The organism is Anoxybacillus sp. EFIL (genome assembly GCF_013096955.1).
GTDB lineage: Bacteria > Bacillota > Bacilli > Bacillales > Anoxybacillaceae > Anoxybacillus > Anoxybacillus ayderensis.
In genome coordinates this window covers 304287-321229 of sequence record NZ_SDLH01000003.1, presented here as the reverse complement: position 1 = coordinate 321229, position 16943 = coordinate 304287, and the positions used below count along the sequence as shown (strand labels likewise).

Genomic DNA, 16943 nt, shown 5'->3' with positions numbered 1-16943 from the left:
GCGAATTTTCCTCCAATGGTTTGGTTTGGTCACCTTTACCATACAGGAAAATTCGCATTTTTTGTACCCCTATTTTCTATATGCACACCGATCTTAAATGATCAAGTACAACTTGTGGTGAAGAGCCTATATAAAAGAATTTTTTGTTGTTATAATGAATCTAGTGAATGGTTTTGTCGGAAATATGTGTATGATAGCATCTTACTGTTATCAATGGAGTCACTCGGTCGTGCTGTGGTGGGGACAACGATGTGCCGAGCACCTCAGACGCTTGTCTTCAATGGTGCGGTGTGAGGACGGGGAATGCCAACCTTGTTTTTATTTCTGTCTCTTTTTGAGCGTGTTATAAGGATAAATGGCTACGAAACGATTTGCAGCTTATGAAAGAATCCACCCATTTAATCATGTTGCATTTAAAGGTAAAAACATGATGTGTTGCTCGATTGGATCATAGAACATGAAAAAGAAATGTTCAACTTAATGTCTAACTGGCTAACTCTCAACGGGGGCTATTTTTTGTACATCGACGTATATGTTGTGCATATATAACATGTACGTGGGTGTACAGTTTAGAAAGCGAGGGATCTATGTGAAAAAGGTGCGAAAAGCAATCATCCCAGCTGCCGGGCTTGGAACAAGATTTTTACCTGCGACAAAAGCGATGCCGAAGGAAATGCTTCCGATCGTCGACAAACCGACGATTCAATACATCGTTGAAGAAGCGATTGAATCAGGCATTGAAGATATTATTATCGTCACAGGAAAAGGAAAACGCGCCATCGAGGATCATTTTGATCATGCATTTGAACTAGAACAAGCATTATTAAAAAGCAATAAGCATGACTTGCTAGAAAAAGTAAAAGAACCGTCCAAAGTCGACATTCACTACATTCGTCAAAAAGAGCCGAAAGGACTTGGCCATGCGGTTTGGTGCGCACGCAAATTCATCGGAGACGAACCATTCGCTGTCCTATTAGGCGACGACATCGTCCAAGCAGAAAAACCTTGTTTAAAACAGCTGATGGACGAATTTGAACGAACACATAGCTCCATCATCGGAGTGAAACAAGTCAGAGATGACGAAACACATCGCTACGGCATCATCGACCCACTCGACAAAAAAGGCCGCCGCTATCAAGTGAAACAATTCGTCGAAAAACCAGCACCAGGCACCGCACCGTCCAACTTAGCCATCATGGGACGATACATACTTACGCCTGAAATTTTCATGTTTCTCGACAAACAAGAAACAGGCGCAGGCGGTGAAATTCAACTAACCGATGCGATTCAACAACTAAACGAAATTCAAAGAGTGTTTGCGTACGAGTTCGAAGGCAAGCGATATGATGTCGGGGAGAAGCTAGGATTTATCCAGACGACGGTGGAGTTTGCGATGCAAGATGAGGAGTTGAAAAAACAGCTTATTCCATTTATCGAGAACATATTAAAAGAAGCAAAAGTGACTGAATGAAGGGGGATGAAGGAAGTTGGCTCAATCAGGCAATACTGCCAGTATACAAGTCCAACAAAGATATACACAACAAGTACTCATTAACGAGAGAAAAAGCTACTTAATCACCAAGCGAATGATGGACATTATAGGAGCTTTGATCGGCTTAATTGCCTTATCATGGCTCTTTTTTCTTGTAGCCGTTTTAATCAAATTAGAAGATCGAAAAGGCCCTGTCTTTTTTAAACAAGTTCGTGTAGGGAAAGACGGAAAAGAATTTTACATGTACAAATTTCGCTCAATGGTGACAGATGCGGAGGAAAAGTTACAGGAATTGTTGAAGTACAACGAAGTGTCCGGCGCGATGTTCAAAATGAAAAACGATCCGCGCGTTACGAAAATCGGAAAATTTATTCGCAAAACAAGCATTGACGAACTGCCACAATTATGGAATGTATTAAAAGGGGAAATGAGTCTTGTCGGTCCACGCCCACCGTTGCCAAGAGAAGTAGCGCAGTATAAGGAATACGACAAACAGCGATTTCTTGTGACCCCAGGGTGTACAGGGTTGTGGCAGGTGAGTGGGAGAAATGACTTAGGGTTTCGTGATATGGTTGAGTTAGATTTACAATATATCCGTGAACGCTCATTCTTATATGATTTAAAGATTATTGTTAAGACAATCGTAATAATGATTAAGCCGAATGTAACTATTCAGCCACATCATAAAGTGAGCTGAATATTTTTTGCTTTTCCTGTCTATGATGTGAATATTGATAGACAAGGAGGTGAATCACATGTTGACGGTACAACAAGCTGTATTTACAGTTGAGGGCTTAATCGGCAAAGTCCAACAACAAAAACAGCTCATTCATCAACTCATTCAAGAAAATGAACATTTGCGTCAAGAAAACAAACAGCTACGCAAAGAAAATGAACAACTCAAGCATCGCGTTCAAGAGCTGGAAGCACGCACGAAAAAAAACAGCTCCAATAGCCATTTGCCCCCATCTTCTGACCGTTTTGAGAAAAAGCGTTCCTCCCGCGAGCCGTCTGGCAAAAAGCCTGGTGGGCAAGAGGGACATGAGGGGACGACGCTCCGTCAAGTGGAACATCCACATCATCGTGTCGTCCATCGCGTACATACGTGTCAAGGATGTGGGGCTTCTTTGCGTGACGTAAAACCGTTCAAATTCGATGTCCGTCAAGTGTTTGATCTGCCTCCCGTGTCGATTGAAGTGACACAACATGAGCGTGAAGTGAAATCATGTCCGCATTGTCGATGCGTGCAACAAGCGGAGTTTCCACCACATGTCACGAATCATGTGCAATACGGTCCACGTCTTACTGCGCTCGTTGTTTATTTGCATCATATCCAATTGATCCCTTACAAGCGTTTAAGTGATACAATCGAAGCGTTATATCAACACTCGGTTAGTACAGGAACCCTTGCCAATATGGTGAAACGAGGACGCGAAGCGCTGGAATCCAATATGGACATGATCGAAGACGCCTTACTTGACTCTAACATCTTGCATGTCGATGAAACGAGTTTGCGCATCAATGGTAAACTCGCATGGGTGCATGTCGCATGTACGTCGACATATACGTACTTGGCTTTTCACGCTTCTCGTGGAAAGAAAGCAACGGATGAGATCGGGATTCTTCCACAATACAAAGGGACGATGATGCATGATGCATTCGGTACGTATCCGAGATACACGAAAGCCACACATGCTCTTTGCCATGCCCATCATTTACGTGAGCTAAAAGGCTTCATCGAACAAGGCCATACATGGGCATCGCGCATGACCACGTTTCTGTTAGCCGCCAAACAGGCAGTCGAAGCGCATCACGGTGCACTTTCCGAAGAAGAAGCGAAACGATGGGAACGAGTGTATGATCGTATCCTAGCGAAAGCACAGCACCGATTGGAAACGATGACACCTCTTCCGAAAAAAGCACTCGCTTTTATTCGACGGCTTCAAAAACGAAAGGAAGAAGCGCTGCGTTTCTTATGTGAAGTGCATGTTCCCTTTGACAATAACCAAGCCGAGCGAGATCTTCGCATGGTCAAAGTCAAAGAGAACATCTCGGGTACATTTCGTGACGAAACGTTCGCGCAGTCGTTTTGCATCGCAAGAAGCATCGTTTCCACACTTACGAAACACGAAAAAAACGTGTGGGACTCGTTGTGTCTTCTGTTGGCAGGCGAAACGATCGATCGAGTTCTTTCCGCTACCTAGGTCATTTTCTATGACCGAAATGCCCTATTTGTGCTGGGCTTTTTTATACACTAGCACTGGGGTGAATAGTTACTTAGCGACGTGGTGCTTAATTTGCTCAAGTACAGTTATTATTTAATCCACTCTAAAAATTCGAGTCTGTTGCCAAAAGGATCATTGGCATAAAAACGATTTGCTCCTTCTAGCGGTTCATCTTCCTTTACTGCAATCCCCTTCTCAATTAAGTGGTCACGCAATACAGCAAGATTTTTTACATGAAAGGCTGGGTGTGCTTTTTTAGCAGGTTGAAAATCATCTTGTACACCAATATGTAGCTGATGACTCCCACATTGAAACCATACTCCACCTCGCTTTTGTAAGTTCTCAGGTTTTGGGATCTCTTTCATTCCTAAAATTTTTCCGTAAAACTCACGTGCTTTTTCTTCACAACCTTTAGGAGCAGCAACTTGAACATGATCAATTTCTAAGAAAGTAAAGTTCATGTATATTCCTCCTCAGTAAATATATTAAATTAAGTTAAAATAATTTATTTTAATTTATTTTAATTTATTTTAATTTATTTTAATTTATTTTAATTTATTGAACATGTTTGTCGCGCAAGAACAGTATATGCTTTGCAGCGAATGACAATTATGTTATCACTCTAATTTAAAGTTTGAACAACAGTGAAAAATGATACTCTTTCATAGAACAAATTTACTGAGAACACGGTTATTTGAAGTAACAGTTCAATCCTTAGTAATGTCGTCACGAACTAGAAGATATAGTGAATAGGATTGAATGAATGATTTTAACGGTATTTTCAAGCTAAATGATAGAATAAATTTCTATTCTATACTTATTATAACTTATAAACAGAAATTTTCAATTATTAAAAATTTAATATAATATTGACAATATAATAATTTTTTATAAAATAAAAGTAGAGGTTTGCAATATTTTATTGCAACACCTTATTTTGGGGTAACTATTCAGCCACATCATAAAGTGAGCTGAATATTTTTTTCTTTCCTTGTCTATGATGTGAATATTGATAGACAAGGAGGTGAATCGCATGTTGACGGTACAACAAGCTGTATTTACAGTTGAGAGCTTAATGGGCAAAGTCCAACAACAAAAACAGCTCATTCATCAACTCATTCAAGAAAATGAACATTTGCGTCAAGAAAACAAACAGCTACGTAAAGAAAATGAACAACTGACATATCGCGTTCAAGAGCTGGAAGCACGCACGAAAAAAAACAGCTCTAATAGCCATCTGCCCCCATCTTCTGACCGTTTCGAGAAAAAGCGCTCCTCTCGTGAACCGTCTGGCAAAAAGCCTGGCGGACAGGAGGGACATGAGGGAACGACGCTCTGTCAAGTGGAACATCCACACCATCGTGTCGTTCATCGCGTCCATACGTGTCAAGGATGTGGGGCTTCTTTACGTGACGTAAAACCGTTCAAAGTCGATGTCCGTCAAGTGTTTGATCTGCCTCCCGTGACGATGGAAGTCACACAACATGAACGCGAAGTGAAATCATGCCCGCACTGTCGGTGCGTACAACAAGCCGAGTTCCCGTCACACGTCACCAATCATGTGCAATATGGTCCACGGCTCACGGCGCTTGTCGTGTATTTGTACAACATACAAATGATTCCATATCAACGTTTACGTGACATGATGGAAGAGTTATATCAACATCCGATCAGCACAGGAACACTTGTCAATATGGTCAAACGAGGACGCGAAGCACTCGAACCAAACATGGACATCATCGAGGAAGCATTGCTTCCATCGGATATCTTGCATGTGGATGAAACGAGCTTGCGGATCGATGGCAAACAGGCCTGGGTTCATGTCGCCTGTACATCTGCATATACATACTTAGCTCCTCACGCTTCTCGTGGAAAGAAAGCAACCGATGAAATCGGGATTCTTCCACAATATAAAGGAACGATGATGCATGATGCATTCGGTACGTATCCCAGATACACCGAAGCCACGCATGCCCTTTGTCATGCCCATCATTTACGTGACTTGAAAGGGTTCATCGAACAAGGGCATACATGGGCAAAACGGATGACCACGTTTCTATTATCCGCCAAACAAGTGGTCGAACAACATGGTGGCTTTCTTCCTGAAGAAGAAGCGAAACGTTGGGAGCGCGTGTATGATCGCATACTCTCGAAAGCGCAACATCGGTTGGAAGGGATGACACCGTTGCCAAAAAAAGCGCTCTCCTTCATTCGGCGACTTCAAAAACGGAAGGAAGAAGCGCTGCGCTTTTTGCGTGAGGCTCACGTTCCCTTTGACAACAACCAAGCCGAACGAGATCTTCGCATGGTCAAAGTCAAAGAGAACATCTCAGGGACGTTTCGTCAGGAAACGTTCGCGCAGTCGTTTTGCATCGCAAGAAGCATCGTTTCCACACTCACAAAGCACGAAAAAAACGTGTGGGACTCGTTGTGTCTTCTGTTGACAGGTGAAACGATAGATCGTGTTCTTTCCGCTACGTAGGGCATTTTCTATGACAGAAATGCCCTATTTGTGCTGGGCTTTTTACACACTAGCACGGGGGTGAATAGTTACCGGTTGTAAAACGCTTTCAATTTCATATATAATACAACTAAACCGGTTTATTTACTAAATCGATTTAGTAAAGGGGAATGAATACGGTGCGGAAAGTGACGATGGCGGACGTAGCAAAACTGGCGAATGTTTCAAAAAGTACAGTATCGCAATATTTAAATAAAAGATATGAATATATGAGCGAAGAAACGAAAAGGCGCATTGCGGAGGCAATTGAGGAATTACAATATCGCCCAAATGTTCTCGCCCGTAGTTTAAAACAAAAATCAACAGCGACGATTGGCGTCATTGTTTTCAACATTTTGCATATGTTAACGACGCAAGTGCTCCGTGCAATTGAGGATATGTGTCAACAACATGATTTCCATGTCATCGTTTGTAATACAGATGACGATCCTGAAAAAGAAAGAAAATATATTGATATGTTATGGGCGAAACAAGTGGATGGGTTTATCATTTTCCCGACAGGAAAAAATGTAGAGTTGTATAAAAAAATGCAAGAAGCGCGCTTACCGCTTGTGTTTGTGGACCGTACAGTTGCGGGGATCGATGCGGATTCGGTTTTGTTGCATAATGAGCGTGCTGTTCAGTTAGGTGTACAGTATCTCATTGAACAAGGGTATAAACATATTGGGCTTGTTGCACCGCCATTTGCTCCACACGTCATTCCACGTACAGAGCGCATCGAAGCTTTTCATCATGCGTTGTGTGATCACGGTGTTTCAGTGGAAAAAGAGTGGGTTATTACCGAGCATGTGAAGCGCATCCCGGAGCGATTAGAGGCTCTTTTTAACAGTAATAAACTGCCTGAGGCGATATTTGCGATAAATGACTTAACGTTAATGGAAGTATTAGCGTTCGTGAAAAAACATCAACTCGCCATTCCGAACGATCTAGCAGTCATAAGTATTGATGACGTTCCATTTGCATCGATTTATACCCCTTCGTTAACAACGATTGCACAGCCAACGTTTGAAATGGGAAAAATAGCGGCAGAACGGTTGTTTATGCAAATGAATGGTGAGACGTCTCCACAAATGTTTCGGCTTGCTCCAATGTTCATAGAAAGGGATTCAGCAAAGAAAAGAGGAGAAAAAAATGAGTCAAGTTGTCATCGGAGTTGATATTGGCACAACGAGTACAAAGGCCGTCATTTTTGACGAAGATGGAGGCATTCGCTCCATACATGCGGTCGAATATCCGATGCTTCATCCGCAACCGGGATGGGCAGAACAAGATCCGCACGTTCTTTTTTCCGCGGTGATGCAAAGTATACAAGGAGCGATATACAAAGGACATGTTTCCGCAAAGCAAGTAAAAGCAATTGGATTCAGTGTCGCCATGCATTCAATTATGTTAGTAGATGAACACCACCGACCTTTGACGAACTGCATCATTTGGACAGACAACCGAAGTAGCGAACAAGCGGAACGGCTTCGAGCGAGTGAACAAGGAGTGGCGATGTATAAAAAAACGGGGACGCCGATTCATCCGATGTCACCGCTTGTGAAATTGATGTGGTTTAAAGAATGTGCGCCAGATGTATTCAAACGGGCATATAAGTTTATTTCCATTAAGGAGTATGTGTTATATCAATGGTTTCATCAGTACGTTGTCGATTATTCGATTGCTTCGGCCACCGGTTTGTTTTCTTTGCAAACATTTGATTGGGATGAGGAGATTTTAACATTTCTCGGCATTGAACGTAGCCAGTTGTCTTCTCTCGTTCCTACGACATATACGCTACAAGGAATGGATAAAAAATGGGCTGAACAGCTCGGTATTTCTTCTCGCACACCTGTTGTCATTGGAGCGAGCGATGGTGTGCTTGCGAATGTCGGGGTAGGCGCTGTATTACCCCATGAGGCCGCTATTACGATTGGAACAAGCGGGGCAGTGCGAACGATTTCACCTTTTCCAAAAACAGATGAACGAGGGCGGACATTTTGTTATGTGTTGACAGAAAATGAATGGGTTGTTGGCGGACCGACAAATAATGGGGGGATTTTATTACGTTGGCTACGCGATGAATTTGGGGCACAAGAAAAAGAAGTAGCAAAGCGGCTTGGAGTAGACCCATATGATTTATTGACACAATATGCCGCTCGTGTACCTGCTGGATCAGAAGGATTGTTATTTTTGCCGTTTTTATCAGGGGAGCGGGCTCCGTATTGGGATGCGCATGCGCGTGGAACATTTTTTGGTATTCGTTTGCAGCATAAGCGCGAGCATTTTATTCGTTCAGTCATGGAAGGGGTTTGTATGAGCGTATTTTCGGTTGCACTTGCGGTTCGTGACGTCGTTGGACCGTTATCGGAAATTCGAGTATCGGGTGGATTTGCGAAGTCGCCGTTTTGGCGTCAAATGTTGTGCGATATGATGGGGAAAGAGCTAATCGTCCCTGAAACGCATGAGGCATCGGCGCTAGGAGCAGCAGCATTAGCCCTTTACGCCCAGGGAGATATTTCGTCGCTACAAGAGGTGAAATCGTGGCTACGCATTTCTTCTTCTCATACACCAAATGAACAACATACAGTGATTTATGCGGAATTGTTTGACTTGTACACACGCCTATATATGCGATTAAAAGATGAATTTCAAATCATTTCTTCCTTTCAAAGTAAATATGTATAAACAAAGGGGGTGATTCACTGTATAACTAAACCGATTTAGTAATTGTAAGCGTTTACTTTAAAACAAGGGGGAGCGGAGTGCAATGACATCATCTTCATTAATTTTCATCGTTATCGCAGGGATTAGTTTATTGTTATTTCTTATTATTCGTTCAAAATTGCATGCATTTGTCGCTTTATTGTTAGTTAGTTTACTCGTCGGAATGGCGGCTGGCATGCCGCTGAAAAGCGTTATTGAGTCCATCCAAAACGGAATGGGTGGGACACTTGGATTTGTCGCGGTTGTTGTCGGATTAGGTGCGATGTTTGGACAGATGCTTGAGGCGTCGGGAGGGGCTGAACGACTAGCTCAAACGTTAATGAAGAAGTTTGGTGAAGATAGAGCACAGTGGGCGCTTGGAATTACTGGGTTTTTAGTTGCGATCCCGGTATTTTTCGACGTTGGGTTTATTATTCTTGTACCCATTGTTTATGGTTTAGCGAAAAAGACAGGGCGCTCTCTTTTATATTACGGTATTCCTTTGCTTGCTGGTCTAGCGGTGACGCATAGTTTTATTCCACCAACACCAGGGCCTATTGCGGTTGCGAATTTAATTGGCGCAGATTTAGGTTGGGTCATTTTATTCGGTTTTATTGCTGGTGTACCTGCGATGATGATAGCAGGACCTTTGTTTGGGAAGTATATTGCAAAAAAAATTCATGCTTCTATTCCTTCTTATATGGAATGGAAAGAGCATGATAACGAACGGGATTTACCTAGCTTCGGATTAATTGCGACGATTATTCTCATTCCTTTGCTCCTTATTTTAATGAATACCGTTTCAGGAGTTGTTTTGCCAGAGAAAAATATGTTTCGATCGTTCTTTACGTTTTTAGGGCATCCGTTTGTTGCATTAACGATCGCCACATTATTAGCTTTCTATTTCTTAGGACGAAAGCGCGGTTTTTCAAAGCAACAAGTACAAGATATTGCGACAAAAGCGCTTGAACCGGCTGGAATTATTATTCTTGTCACAGGAGCTGGTGGAGTGTTCAAGCAAATTTTAGTCGATTCAGGTGTCGGTAAAGTGCTTGCAGATATGATGGCGACATCTACGTTACCTCCAATTGTGTTAGCTTTTATCATCGCTGCGCTCGTTCGTATTTCGCAAGGCTCAGCAACGGTAGCAATGGTGACATCCGCTGGATTAATGGCTCCATTTATTGAGACGCTCAACTTAACGGGTCCGATTTTAGGCTTAATGACAATTGCGATTGCAGCGGGAGCGACAATTCTTTCACACGTCAACGACTCAGGATTTTGGCTCGTCAATCGCTATTTTGGTTTAGAGGTGAAAGATACGCTGAAATCATGGACAGTGATGGAAACAATCATCGCTTTCGTCGGTTTTTCCGTTGTTTTTATTATTAGTTGGTTTGTATGATAGGATAAGAAAAGGGCTACTTAAACGGAAGTGGCCCCTGTCAAGTAGACAGGGGTCACTTCAATTTTAGCCATCCTTCTTTACAGGCGCTAACACATTTTTTGCGGGAAGCTTAATTAAAACATATCAAAATCGTTTCCTAACAGACGTTCATACGCGAGAGGACCGTCCTTCCTCAGCAGTCCTCTCACATTTTCACGCTACTTGAAGCGAATGGTCGCAAGTCGTTGGTTTACTTCTTCAATGTCAAAGCGCTCTGGATCAAAGTCGTCTCCGTACCATTCGTCATACCATTCTAAAAACTCTTGACGCTCTTGTTTTCGCGTATCGTCCTTCATCATATCGATCGCATCTTGGTAGCCCCAAACCCCACCAACATCTTCGGGAGGGCATGCTCGTGATCCTTTGATGCAAACAGGATGTGTTAACGGTTCGATTCGTTTTTCGATTTTCTCCAATGTAATGATATGATCCCAGTTGTCCCCGAAGTCATACGTATATAGCACTTTTTGTTTCTCTTTACTTAAATATTTTTTAATCGGTGTTTTTTGTGAATCGAGCTTGTCCTTCCAAAGAGTCATAAATCGATCATCTGGATGCGGGACGTCAATGATCGCATCACTTGTTTCAAACTGATACAAATGGTAATTTCCCCAGCCCATTGCCTCTTGAATAATGAGATGGAGCTGATCGAATGTTATGTCGCTTGGGACGAGCACACGTCGCCAAATCGGTGGACGGATACCGCGCAACTGGATTTTTAATTGATAAATTGTTTCGGCTTTCTTGACTTGTTCTAAAGTTTGTTCAATCTCATGGCGGAGCGAAGCGGGTAATGTCTCGTAATCTGATAATTTTGTAATCTTTTTTAATGTTTCCCATGCAGTTGGCATATGCTATTCCTCCTCTGTCTTTTTACTATAATCATAGACAAATGTTCACTTTCTTATAAGTGAAATGACTTACTTTCTAAAAAATATTTTTCACAATAGCTGTACCGTGCAAAAGTGTTCGTATTTGTGTAAACTGAAAAAAAAAACAGGCACGGAGGGTTTGGAATGAACATTGTCGTCGTTGGGACAGGGTATGTTGGGTTAGTGACAGGTGTAGCACTTGCGCATATTGGGCATCGGGTGACGTGCGTCGATGTCGATGAAGAAAAAGTAAATCGGATGCGACAAGGCATTTCCCCGATTTATGAGTCGGGGATTGAGCAGTTTATGAAAGAAAATATGGAAGCGAATCGGTTGTTTTTTACAACGGACGGTGCGCGTGCATATCGCGAAGCGGATGTGATTTATATTGCGGTCGGCACGCCTGAAAACGAAGACGGCTCAGCGAATTTGACATATATTTATCAAGCGGTGAAAGATATTGCCTCATCAGTGACGAAAGATGTCATTATCGTGACAAAAAGTACGGTGCCCGTCGGGACGAATCATGAGATGCAGCGCATGTTTCAACAGCTCGCTTCGCATGTGCGCATCGATGTCGTGTCGAATCCGGAATTTTTACGCGAAGGGTCAGCGATTTATGATACGTTTCATGGCGACCGAATTGTGATTGGCGCGGATGATGAACGAGCGGCAGCTGTGGTTGCAGACATTCATCGTCCATTTGGCATTCCGATTTTTCAAACAGATATTCGAAGTGCAGAAATGATCAAATACGCTTCTAACGCATTTTTAGCAACAAAAATTAGTTTTATTAACGAAATTGCAAACATATGTGAAAAAGTTGGCGCAGATATTGAAAAAGTGGCAGCCGGAATGGGAATGGATCAACGCATCGGCTCATCGTTTTTACGTGCAGGTATTGGATATGGCGGTTCGTGTTTTCCGAAAGATACGAAAGCGTTAGCGAAAATTGCCGCAAATATCGATCATGATTTCGAGTTGCTGAAGGCGGTCATTGAAGTAAACAATAAACAACAACGAAAGCTCATTGAAAAAGCAAAAAAGCGTTTCGGACATATTCAAGGCAAAAAAATCGCCCTTCTCGGTTTGTCGTTTAAGCCAAATACAGACGATATGCGAGAAGCCGCATCGCTTGTCATCGCACGGGAACTCGTTGCTGAGCAGGCGATCGTTGTCGCTTACGATCCGATTGCGATCAATAAAGCAAAAGCCGTATTGCCGAAAGAAGTTACATATGCAAGCCATGTCGAAGAGGCACTCAAAGATGCGGATGCAGCGATGATTTTAACAGAATGGGATGAGTTTCGCCAACTCGACTTATCTGTATATGTCAAGCAAATGAAAACGCCAATTATTTTTGATGGACGTAATTGTTACGCGCTTGAAGATGTCAAAAAATATGCAATCGAATATTATTCGATCGGGCGAAAGCCAATGAAGTAAGACAGGAATGATGCTCGATTTTTCCATATATGTATAGTAATATGGTTATAGATGGGGCTGAAAGGAGTTTGTGTATGATTTTAGTCGTTGGTGGGGCAGGATATATCGGCAGCCATGTCGTCAAACAGTTAGTGGAAACAAACTCAGTCGTTGTGCTTGATAATTTATCGACAGGACATCGGTATTTAGTCGATAAACGAGCGGTGTTTGTGCATGGCGATTTAGGTGATCGGGCAGCGCTCGTGCGCATTTTTGAAAAATATCCGATCGATGCGGTCATGCATTTTGCGGCGAATAGTTTAGTTGGTGAGTCGGTTGTCGAGCCGATGAAATATTATAAAAATAATGTGGCAGCGACGTTAACGTTATTAGAAACGATGATGGAATATGGAGTGAAGCGCTTCATTTTTTCATCGACAGCTGCGGTGTATGGCATTCCGAACGTCGATATCATTACAGAACAATGTCCGACGCTTCCAATTAATCCGTACGGTCGCTCGAAGTTAATGATTGAGCATATGCTTTCTGATTTTGCATCAGCGTACGATTTACGTTACGTGGTGTTGCGCTATTTTAATGCGGCAGGTGCGCATGTAAGTGGCGACATTGGGGAGGATCACGACCCAGAGACGCACTTAATTCCGCTTATTTTGCAACATTTGCTCGGATTGCGCGATAAAATTTCAGTGTTTGGCACAGATTACGATACGCCAGATGGCACATGTATTCGCGATTACATTCATGTGACCGATTTAGCGGAGGCGCACATTCTCGCTTTGCATGCCCTTCTTTCTGATGAGAAAAAGACGGCTGTATACAACCTTGGCAACGGTCTCGGTTATTCGGTGAAAGAAGTGATCGACATGTGCGAGCGCGTGACAGGGAAAAAAGCAACGATTGAATATACAGCGCGTCGTCCGGGAGATCCAGCTCGCCTTGTTGCTTCATCCGAAAAAATTGCCCGCGAACTCGGCTGGCAAGCGACACGTTCGTTAGAGGACATCATTAAAACCGCTTGGAATTGGCATAATAAGCAAAGAGGTTGAATACGTTTCAGCCTCTTTTTTCGTTTGTTTCCAAATTTGACAATGGATTTATGTGTTCGTTACTCTATCATTAGAACAAACATGGGGGGAGATATAATGGGCATTAGCCATTTTTCGATTCGGCGTCCTGTGCTGACATTTGTCTCGATGATTATCGTCATTCTTTTAGGGGCGGTATCGTTATTAAATATTCCGATGAAGTTAATTCCAGATATTCAGCCACCCGTTGGAGTTGTTGTGGCAACGTATCCGGGGGCAGGGCCAACGGAAGTGCTTGAAAAAGTGACGAAGCCGTTAGAAAGCAGTTTAGCGACGTTGCCGGGGTTAAAGTCGATGACGTCAACATCCCAAGAAGGCTCTACACTCATTTTATTGCAGTTTTCATGGGCGACAGTCATTGATGAGATGCAAAATGATGTGATGCAGCGCATCGATCAAGCACCGCTTCCAGATGATGTGCAAAAGCCGCGATTTTTAAAGTTTGATCCGTCGCAGTTTCCGGTCATTCAAATGACGTTAACGAGCAAAGATGGAACGGGTGAGTTGAACGCATTAGCGCAACAGTTAAAAGCAGAGCTAGCAAAAACGGAAGGCGTGGCGAGCGTGAACGTATCGGGCACGTTAACGAAACGGGTGCGCGTGCTCGTTGATCAAAATAAGCTTCGTACATATCGCCTGTCGCAACAAGATATCGCTAACTTGATTTCAGCCAATAACGTGTCGCTGCCGGGTGAAACAGTTGTCATCGATGAGCGGCAATTGTCGACGCGCATTTTAAGCACTGTGCAATCGGTTGACGATTTAAAAAAGCTCGTCGTTGCGGTGAATCCGTTGACGAATGAACGCATTCGTCTACAAGACGTGGCGAAAGTCGAGCTCGTTTCACCAAAGCAACAAACGATTACTCGAACGAATGAACAGCCATCTGTGCTCATGAGCGTGCTGCAAAAGGCGGATGCGAATACGGCCGAAGTGTCACAATCGTTTCAAAAGCAGCTAGATAAGCTATTGAAAAAAGAACAGTTTAAAAACGTCCATGTCGATATTTTATTTGATCAAGGGGAATTTATTGAACGGACGATTCGCAATATTGCCCAGTCGCTCGTTTTAGGTGGCGCGTTTGCGATGGCTGTGTTGTTTTTATTTTTACGCAATATAAAAAGCCCGATTATTATCGGCATCGCCATTCCGTATTCGGTCATTGTGACGTTCGTTTTAATGTATTTTTCCGACTTTACGTTAAATATTATGACGCTTGGCGGATTAGCGCTCGGAATCGGTATGCTTGTCGACAACTCGATCGTCGTCATCGAAAATATTTCGCGCCATTTAGCGATGGGGAAAGAGCCGAAAGAAGCGGCAAAAGACGGGGTGAGCGAAGTCGGAAGCGCCATTGTCGCCTCGACGTTGACGAGCGTGGCGGTATTTATTCCTGTATTGTTCATTACCGGATTAATTGGTGATTTGTTTACCGAATTTGCGTTAACGATTGCGTTTAGTTTGCTTGCTTCGTTGTTTGTCGCGTTAACGGTTGTCCCGATGCTTGCGAGCCGTTGGCTACGTCCGCGCAGACGTTATCGGGAAGAAGCGCGATTATCTTCTGCCCCGATGCGCGCAATGGAAAAAAGTGTGCGTTGGGCATTGCGCCATCGTTTGATCGTGTTATTGTTCGCGGTTGGATTGCTTGGCGTCGGTGTTGTCGGGTTAACGAAAGTAGGCATGCAGTTTTTACCGAATACAGATGAAGGATTTTTCTCGATTCGCGTGCAAACGGATGACGGCTACTCTTTAGAAGCGACAGAGCGCGTCGTTGCGGCCATTGAACATGAGCTAAAGAAAGTCGATGAGATTGAAACGTACGTCAGTCTCATCGGTTCGACGCAAGAACAGTCGTTTCGCGGGACGACGCAAAGCAACGTCGCTGAAATATATGTGAAAATGAAGCCGAAAGATGAGCGAAATCTGTCTGTGTTCGTCGTCGTTGACGAATTAAAAGCGCCCGTGCAACAAGCGGTAAAAAACGTGAATCAAACTGCGGAAGTATCGTTTAACTTGCAAGCGTCGACAGGAAGTGCGCCAAATACGTTAATATTTAGTGTAAAAGATACGGATGAACAGCGCTTAAAGAAAGTCGTTAGCCAAATTGAAAAACGAGTGAAGGCATTAAAAGAAGTGAAAGAAGTATCGACAGATTTATCAGAAACGGTCGATGAAATTCAAGTACAGATCGATCGCGATAAAGCGTTACAGCATGGACTGACACCTGCGCAAGTGGCGGTCGTTGCCCAACAAATGACGCGCGGAATGACAGCGACGCGCATCATTGACGCATCTGCGAACGTGTACGATGTGACGGTCGAATACGATGAAAACGTGAAAAATTCTGTATCCGACTTAAAGCAGTTGCTTGTGAAAAAGCCGGACGGTTCGTTTGTGAAACTCGGCGATATCGCCTCGGTTACCGTTGGAAAAAGCCGCGTCCAAATTCAGCGCGTAAATGAGCAAAGCGCGGTACAGTTTACAGTGAAATATAAAAGTTCAGTGACGCTGAGTGACATATCTGCCCTTGTTGACCGAGAAATTGCTAAGCTCGATCTTCCGTCTGAAACGGACATCGTCTTCGGTGGCGATCGGGAGCTATTAGAATCGTCGATTGACGATTTAGCGTTAGCGTTTGCGTTGGCGGTGACGTTCGTCTATCTTGTTATGGCAGCGCAGTTTGAATCGTTTAAACATCCGTTTATTATTATGTTTACCATTCCGCTCATGATCATCGGCATTACTGCTGGATTATGGCTAACACAAACGCCGATGAGCGTCATGGTCATTATCGGTGGCATCGTCCTTGCGGGCATTGTTGTAAACAATGCGATTGTGCTTGTGGACTACATGAACCAGATGCGTGCGCGCGGGGAGCGGGATATTATTGTCACAGCGGTGAAACTTCGTCTTCGTCCGATTTTAATGACGGCGTTCACGACGATTTTAGGTTTGTTGCCACTTGCTTTTGGTATCGGTGATGGGGCAGAACTCAATCAACCGATGGCGATTACGGTCATTGGCGGATTAATCAGTAGCACCTTTTTAACTTTATTTATTATCCCGATTGTATATAGCTTTACGTTGCCAAGAAAGTTTTACATTCAAAAATAAACAGCCGGTCGTGCCGGCTGTTTATTTTTTTCGCTCTGCTAGTTTTTTTAACATTT

General features: G+C 43.3%; 12 protein-coding genes. 10 read left to right on the top strand and 2 right to left on the bottom strand.

From position 1 onward, the window contains the following. Positions 1-589 precede the first annotated feature (589 nt). The 3 genes from galU to tnpC (ES017_RS07680) are packed head-to-tail and all read left to right on the top strand — an operon-like array spanning position 590 to position 3696. Entirely contained in the window at positions 590-1471 is an 882-nt protein-coding gene (gene galU / locus ES017_RS07690) for a UTP--glucose-1-phosphate uridylyltransferase GalU (RefSeq protein ID WP_035064488.1), read from the top strand. A 16-nt stretch (positions 1472-1487) separates the two neighbouring features. Continuing rightward, on the top strand, positions 1488-2189 hold the full coding sequence (locus ES017_RS07685; RefSeq protein ID WP_171334952.1) for a sugar transferase: 702 nt from the start codon (positions 1488-1490) through the stop codon (positions 2187-2189). A gap of 58 nt (positions 2190-2247) precedes the next feature. Next, a complete protein-coding gene (tnpC, locus tag ES017_RS07680; protein WP_116052098.1) occupies positions 2248-3696 on the top strand; it encodes an IS66 family transposase in 1449 nt (482 codons plus the stop codon). Between the two features lie 110 nt (positions 3697-3806). On the opposite strand, the gene ES017_RS07675 is transcribed toward tnpC (ES017_RS07680), so the two are convergent. Next, positions 3807-4178, bottom strand: coding sequence for a VOC family protein (locus tag ES017_RS07675; protein ID WP_003397545.1), 372 nt, complete (start codon positions 4176-4178; stop codon positions 3807-3809). A 572-nt stretch (positions 4179-4750) separates the two neighbouring features. Here ES017_RS07675 and tnpC (ES017_RS07670) point away from each other — a divergent pair. From tnpC (ES017_RS07670) to ES017_RS07655, 4 genes are all read left to right on the top strand, one after another. Next, the gene (tnpC, locus tag ES017_RS07670) at positions 4751-6199 is read left to right on the top strand and encodes an IS66 family transposase (protein ID WP_171334951.1); all 1449 of its coding nucleotides are present in this window, start codon (positions 4751-4753) and stop codon (positions 6197-6199) included. A gap of 158 nt (positions 6200-6357) precedes the next feature. Next, a complete protein-coding gene (locus ES017_RS07665) occupies positions 6358-7395 on the top strand; it encodes a LacI family DNA-binding transcriptional regulator (protein WP_171334971.1) in 1038 nt (345 codons plus the stop codon). Further along, complete coding sequence (locus ES017_RS07660; RefSeq protein WP_171334950.1) at positions 7370-8905, top strand: gluconokinase; 1536 nt, start codon at positions 7370-7372, stop codon at positions 8903-8905. Before ES017_RS07665 ends, ES017_RS07660 begins: the two co-directional genes overlap by 26 nt. An 82-nt stretch (positions 8906-8987) precedes the next feature. Continuing rightward, on the top strand, positions 8988-10328 hold the full coding sequence (locus tag ES017_RS07655) for a GntT/GntP/DsdX family permease (protein WP_021095808.1): 1341 nt from the start codon (positions 8988-8990) through the stop codon (positions 10326-10328). 200 nt (positions 10329-10528) lie between these two features. Here the strand turns inward: ES017_RS07655 and ES017_RS07650 are convergent, their stop codons facing one another. Continuing rightward, positions 10529-11221 carry a plasmid pRiA4b ORF-3 family protein gene (locus tag ES017_RS07650; RefSeq protein WP_021095805.1) on the bottom strand — a complete coding sequence of 231 codons (693 nt, stop codon included), beginning with the start codon at positions 11219-11221 and terminating at the stop codon, positions 10529-10531. A 165-nt stretch (positions 11222-11386) separates the two neighbouring features. Here ES017_RS07650 and ES017_RS07645 point away from each other — a divergent pair, with 165 nt between their 5' ends. The 3 genes from ES017_RS07645 (at position 11387) to ES017_RS07635 (ending at position 16887) form a co-directional block, all read left to right on the top strand. Beyond that, positions 11387-12688, top strand: a complete 1302-nt coding sequence (locus tag ES017_RS07645) for a UDP-glucose dehydrogenase family protein (RefSeq protein WP_021095804.1) — start codon at positions 11387-11389, stop codon at positions 12686-12688. A 74-nt stretch (positions 12689-12762) separates the two neighbouring features. After that, complete coding sequence (gene galE / locus ES017_RS07640) at positions 12763-13734, top strand: UDP-glucose 4-epimerase GalE (protein WP_021095803.1); 972 nt, start codon at positions 12763-12765, stop codon at positions 13732-13734. Between the two features lie 96 nt (positions 13735-13830). Beyond that, positions 13831-16887, top strand: coding sequence for an efflux RND transporter permease subunit (locus ES017_RS07635; protein ID WP_171334949.1), 3057 nt, complete (start codon positions 13831-13833; stop codon positions 16885-16887). Positions 16888-16943 lie beyond the last annotated feature (56 nt).

Coding starts and splice junctions, on each gene's coding strand:
- galE (WP_021095803.1), top strand. CDS start 12,763: ATGATTTTAGTCGTTGGTGGGGCAGGATATATCGGCAGCCATGTCGTC.
- ES017_RS07650 (WP_021095805.1), bottom strand. CDS start 11,221: ATGCCAACTGCATGGGAAACATTAAAAAAGATTACAAAATTATCAGAT.
- tnpC (WP_171334951.1), top strand. CDS start 4,751: ATGTTGACGGTACAACAAGCTGTATTTACAGTTGAGAGCTTAATGGGC.
- ES017_RS07655 (WP_021095808.1), top strand. CDS start 8,988: ATGACATCATCTTCATTAATTTTCATCGTTATCGCAGGGATTAGTTTA.
- tnpC (WP_116052098.1), top strand. CDS start 2,248: ATGTTGACGGTACAACAAGCTGTATTTACAGTTGAGGGCTTAATCGGC.
- ES017_RS07635 (WP_171334949.1), top strand. CDS start 13,831: ATGGGCATTAGCCATTTTTCGATTCGGCGTCCTGTGCTGACATTTGTC.
- ES017_RS07675 (WP_003397545.1), bottom strand. CDS start 4,178: ATGAACTTTACTTTCTTAGAAATTGATCATGTTCAAGTTGCTGCTCCT.
- ES017_RS07645 (WP_021095804.1), top strand. CDS start 11,387: ATGAACATTGTCGTCGTTGGGACAGGGTATGTTGGGTTAGTGACAGGT.
- ES017_RS07660 (WP_171334950.1), top strand. CDS start 7,370: ATGAGTCAAGTTGTCATCGGAGTTGATATTGGCACAACGAGTACAAAG.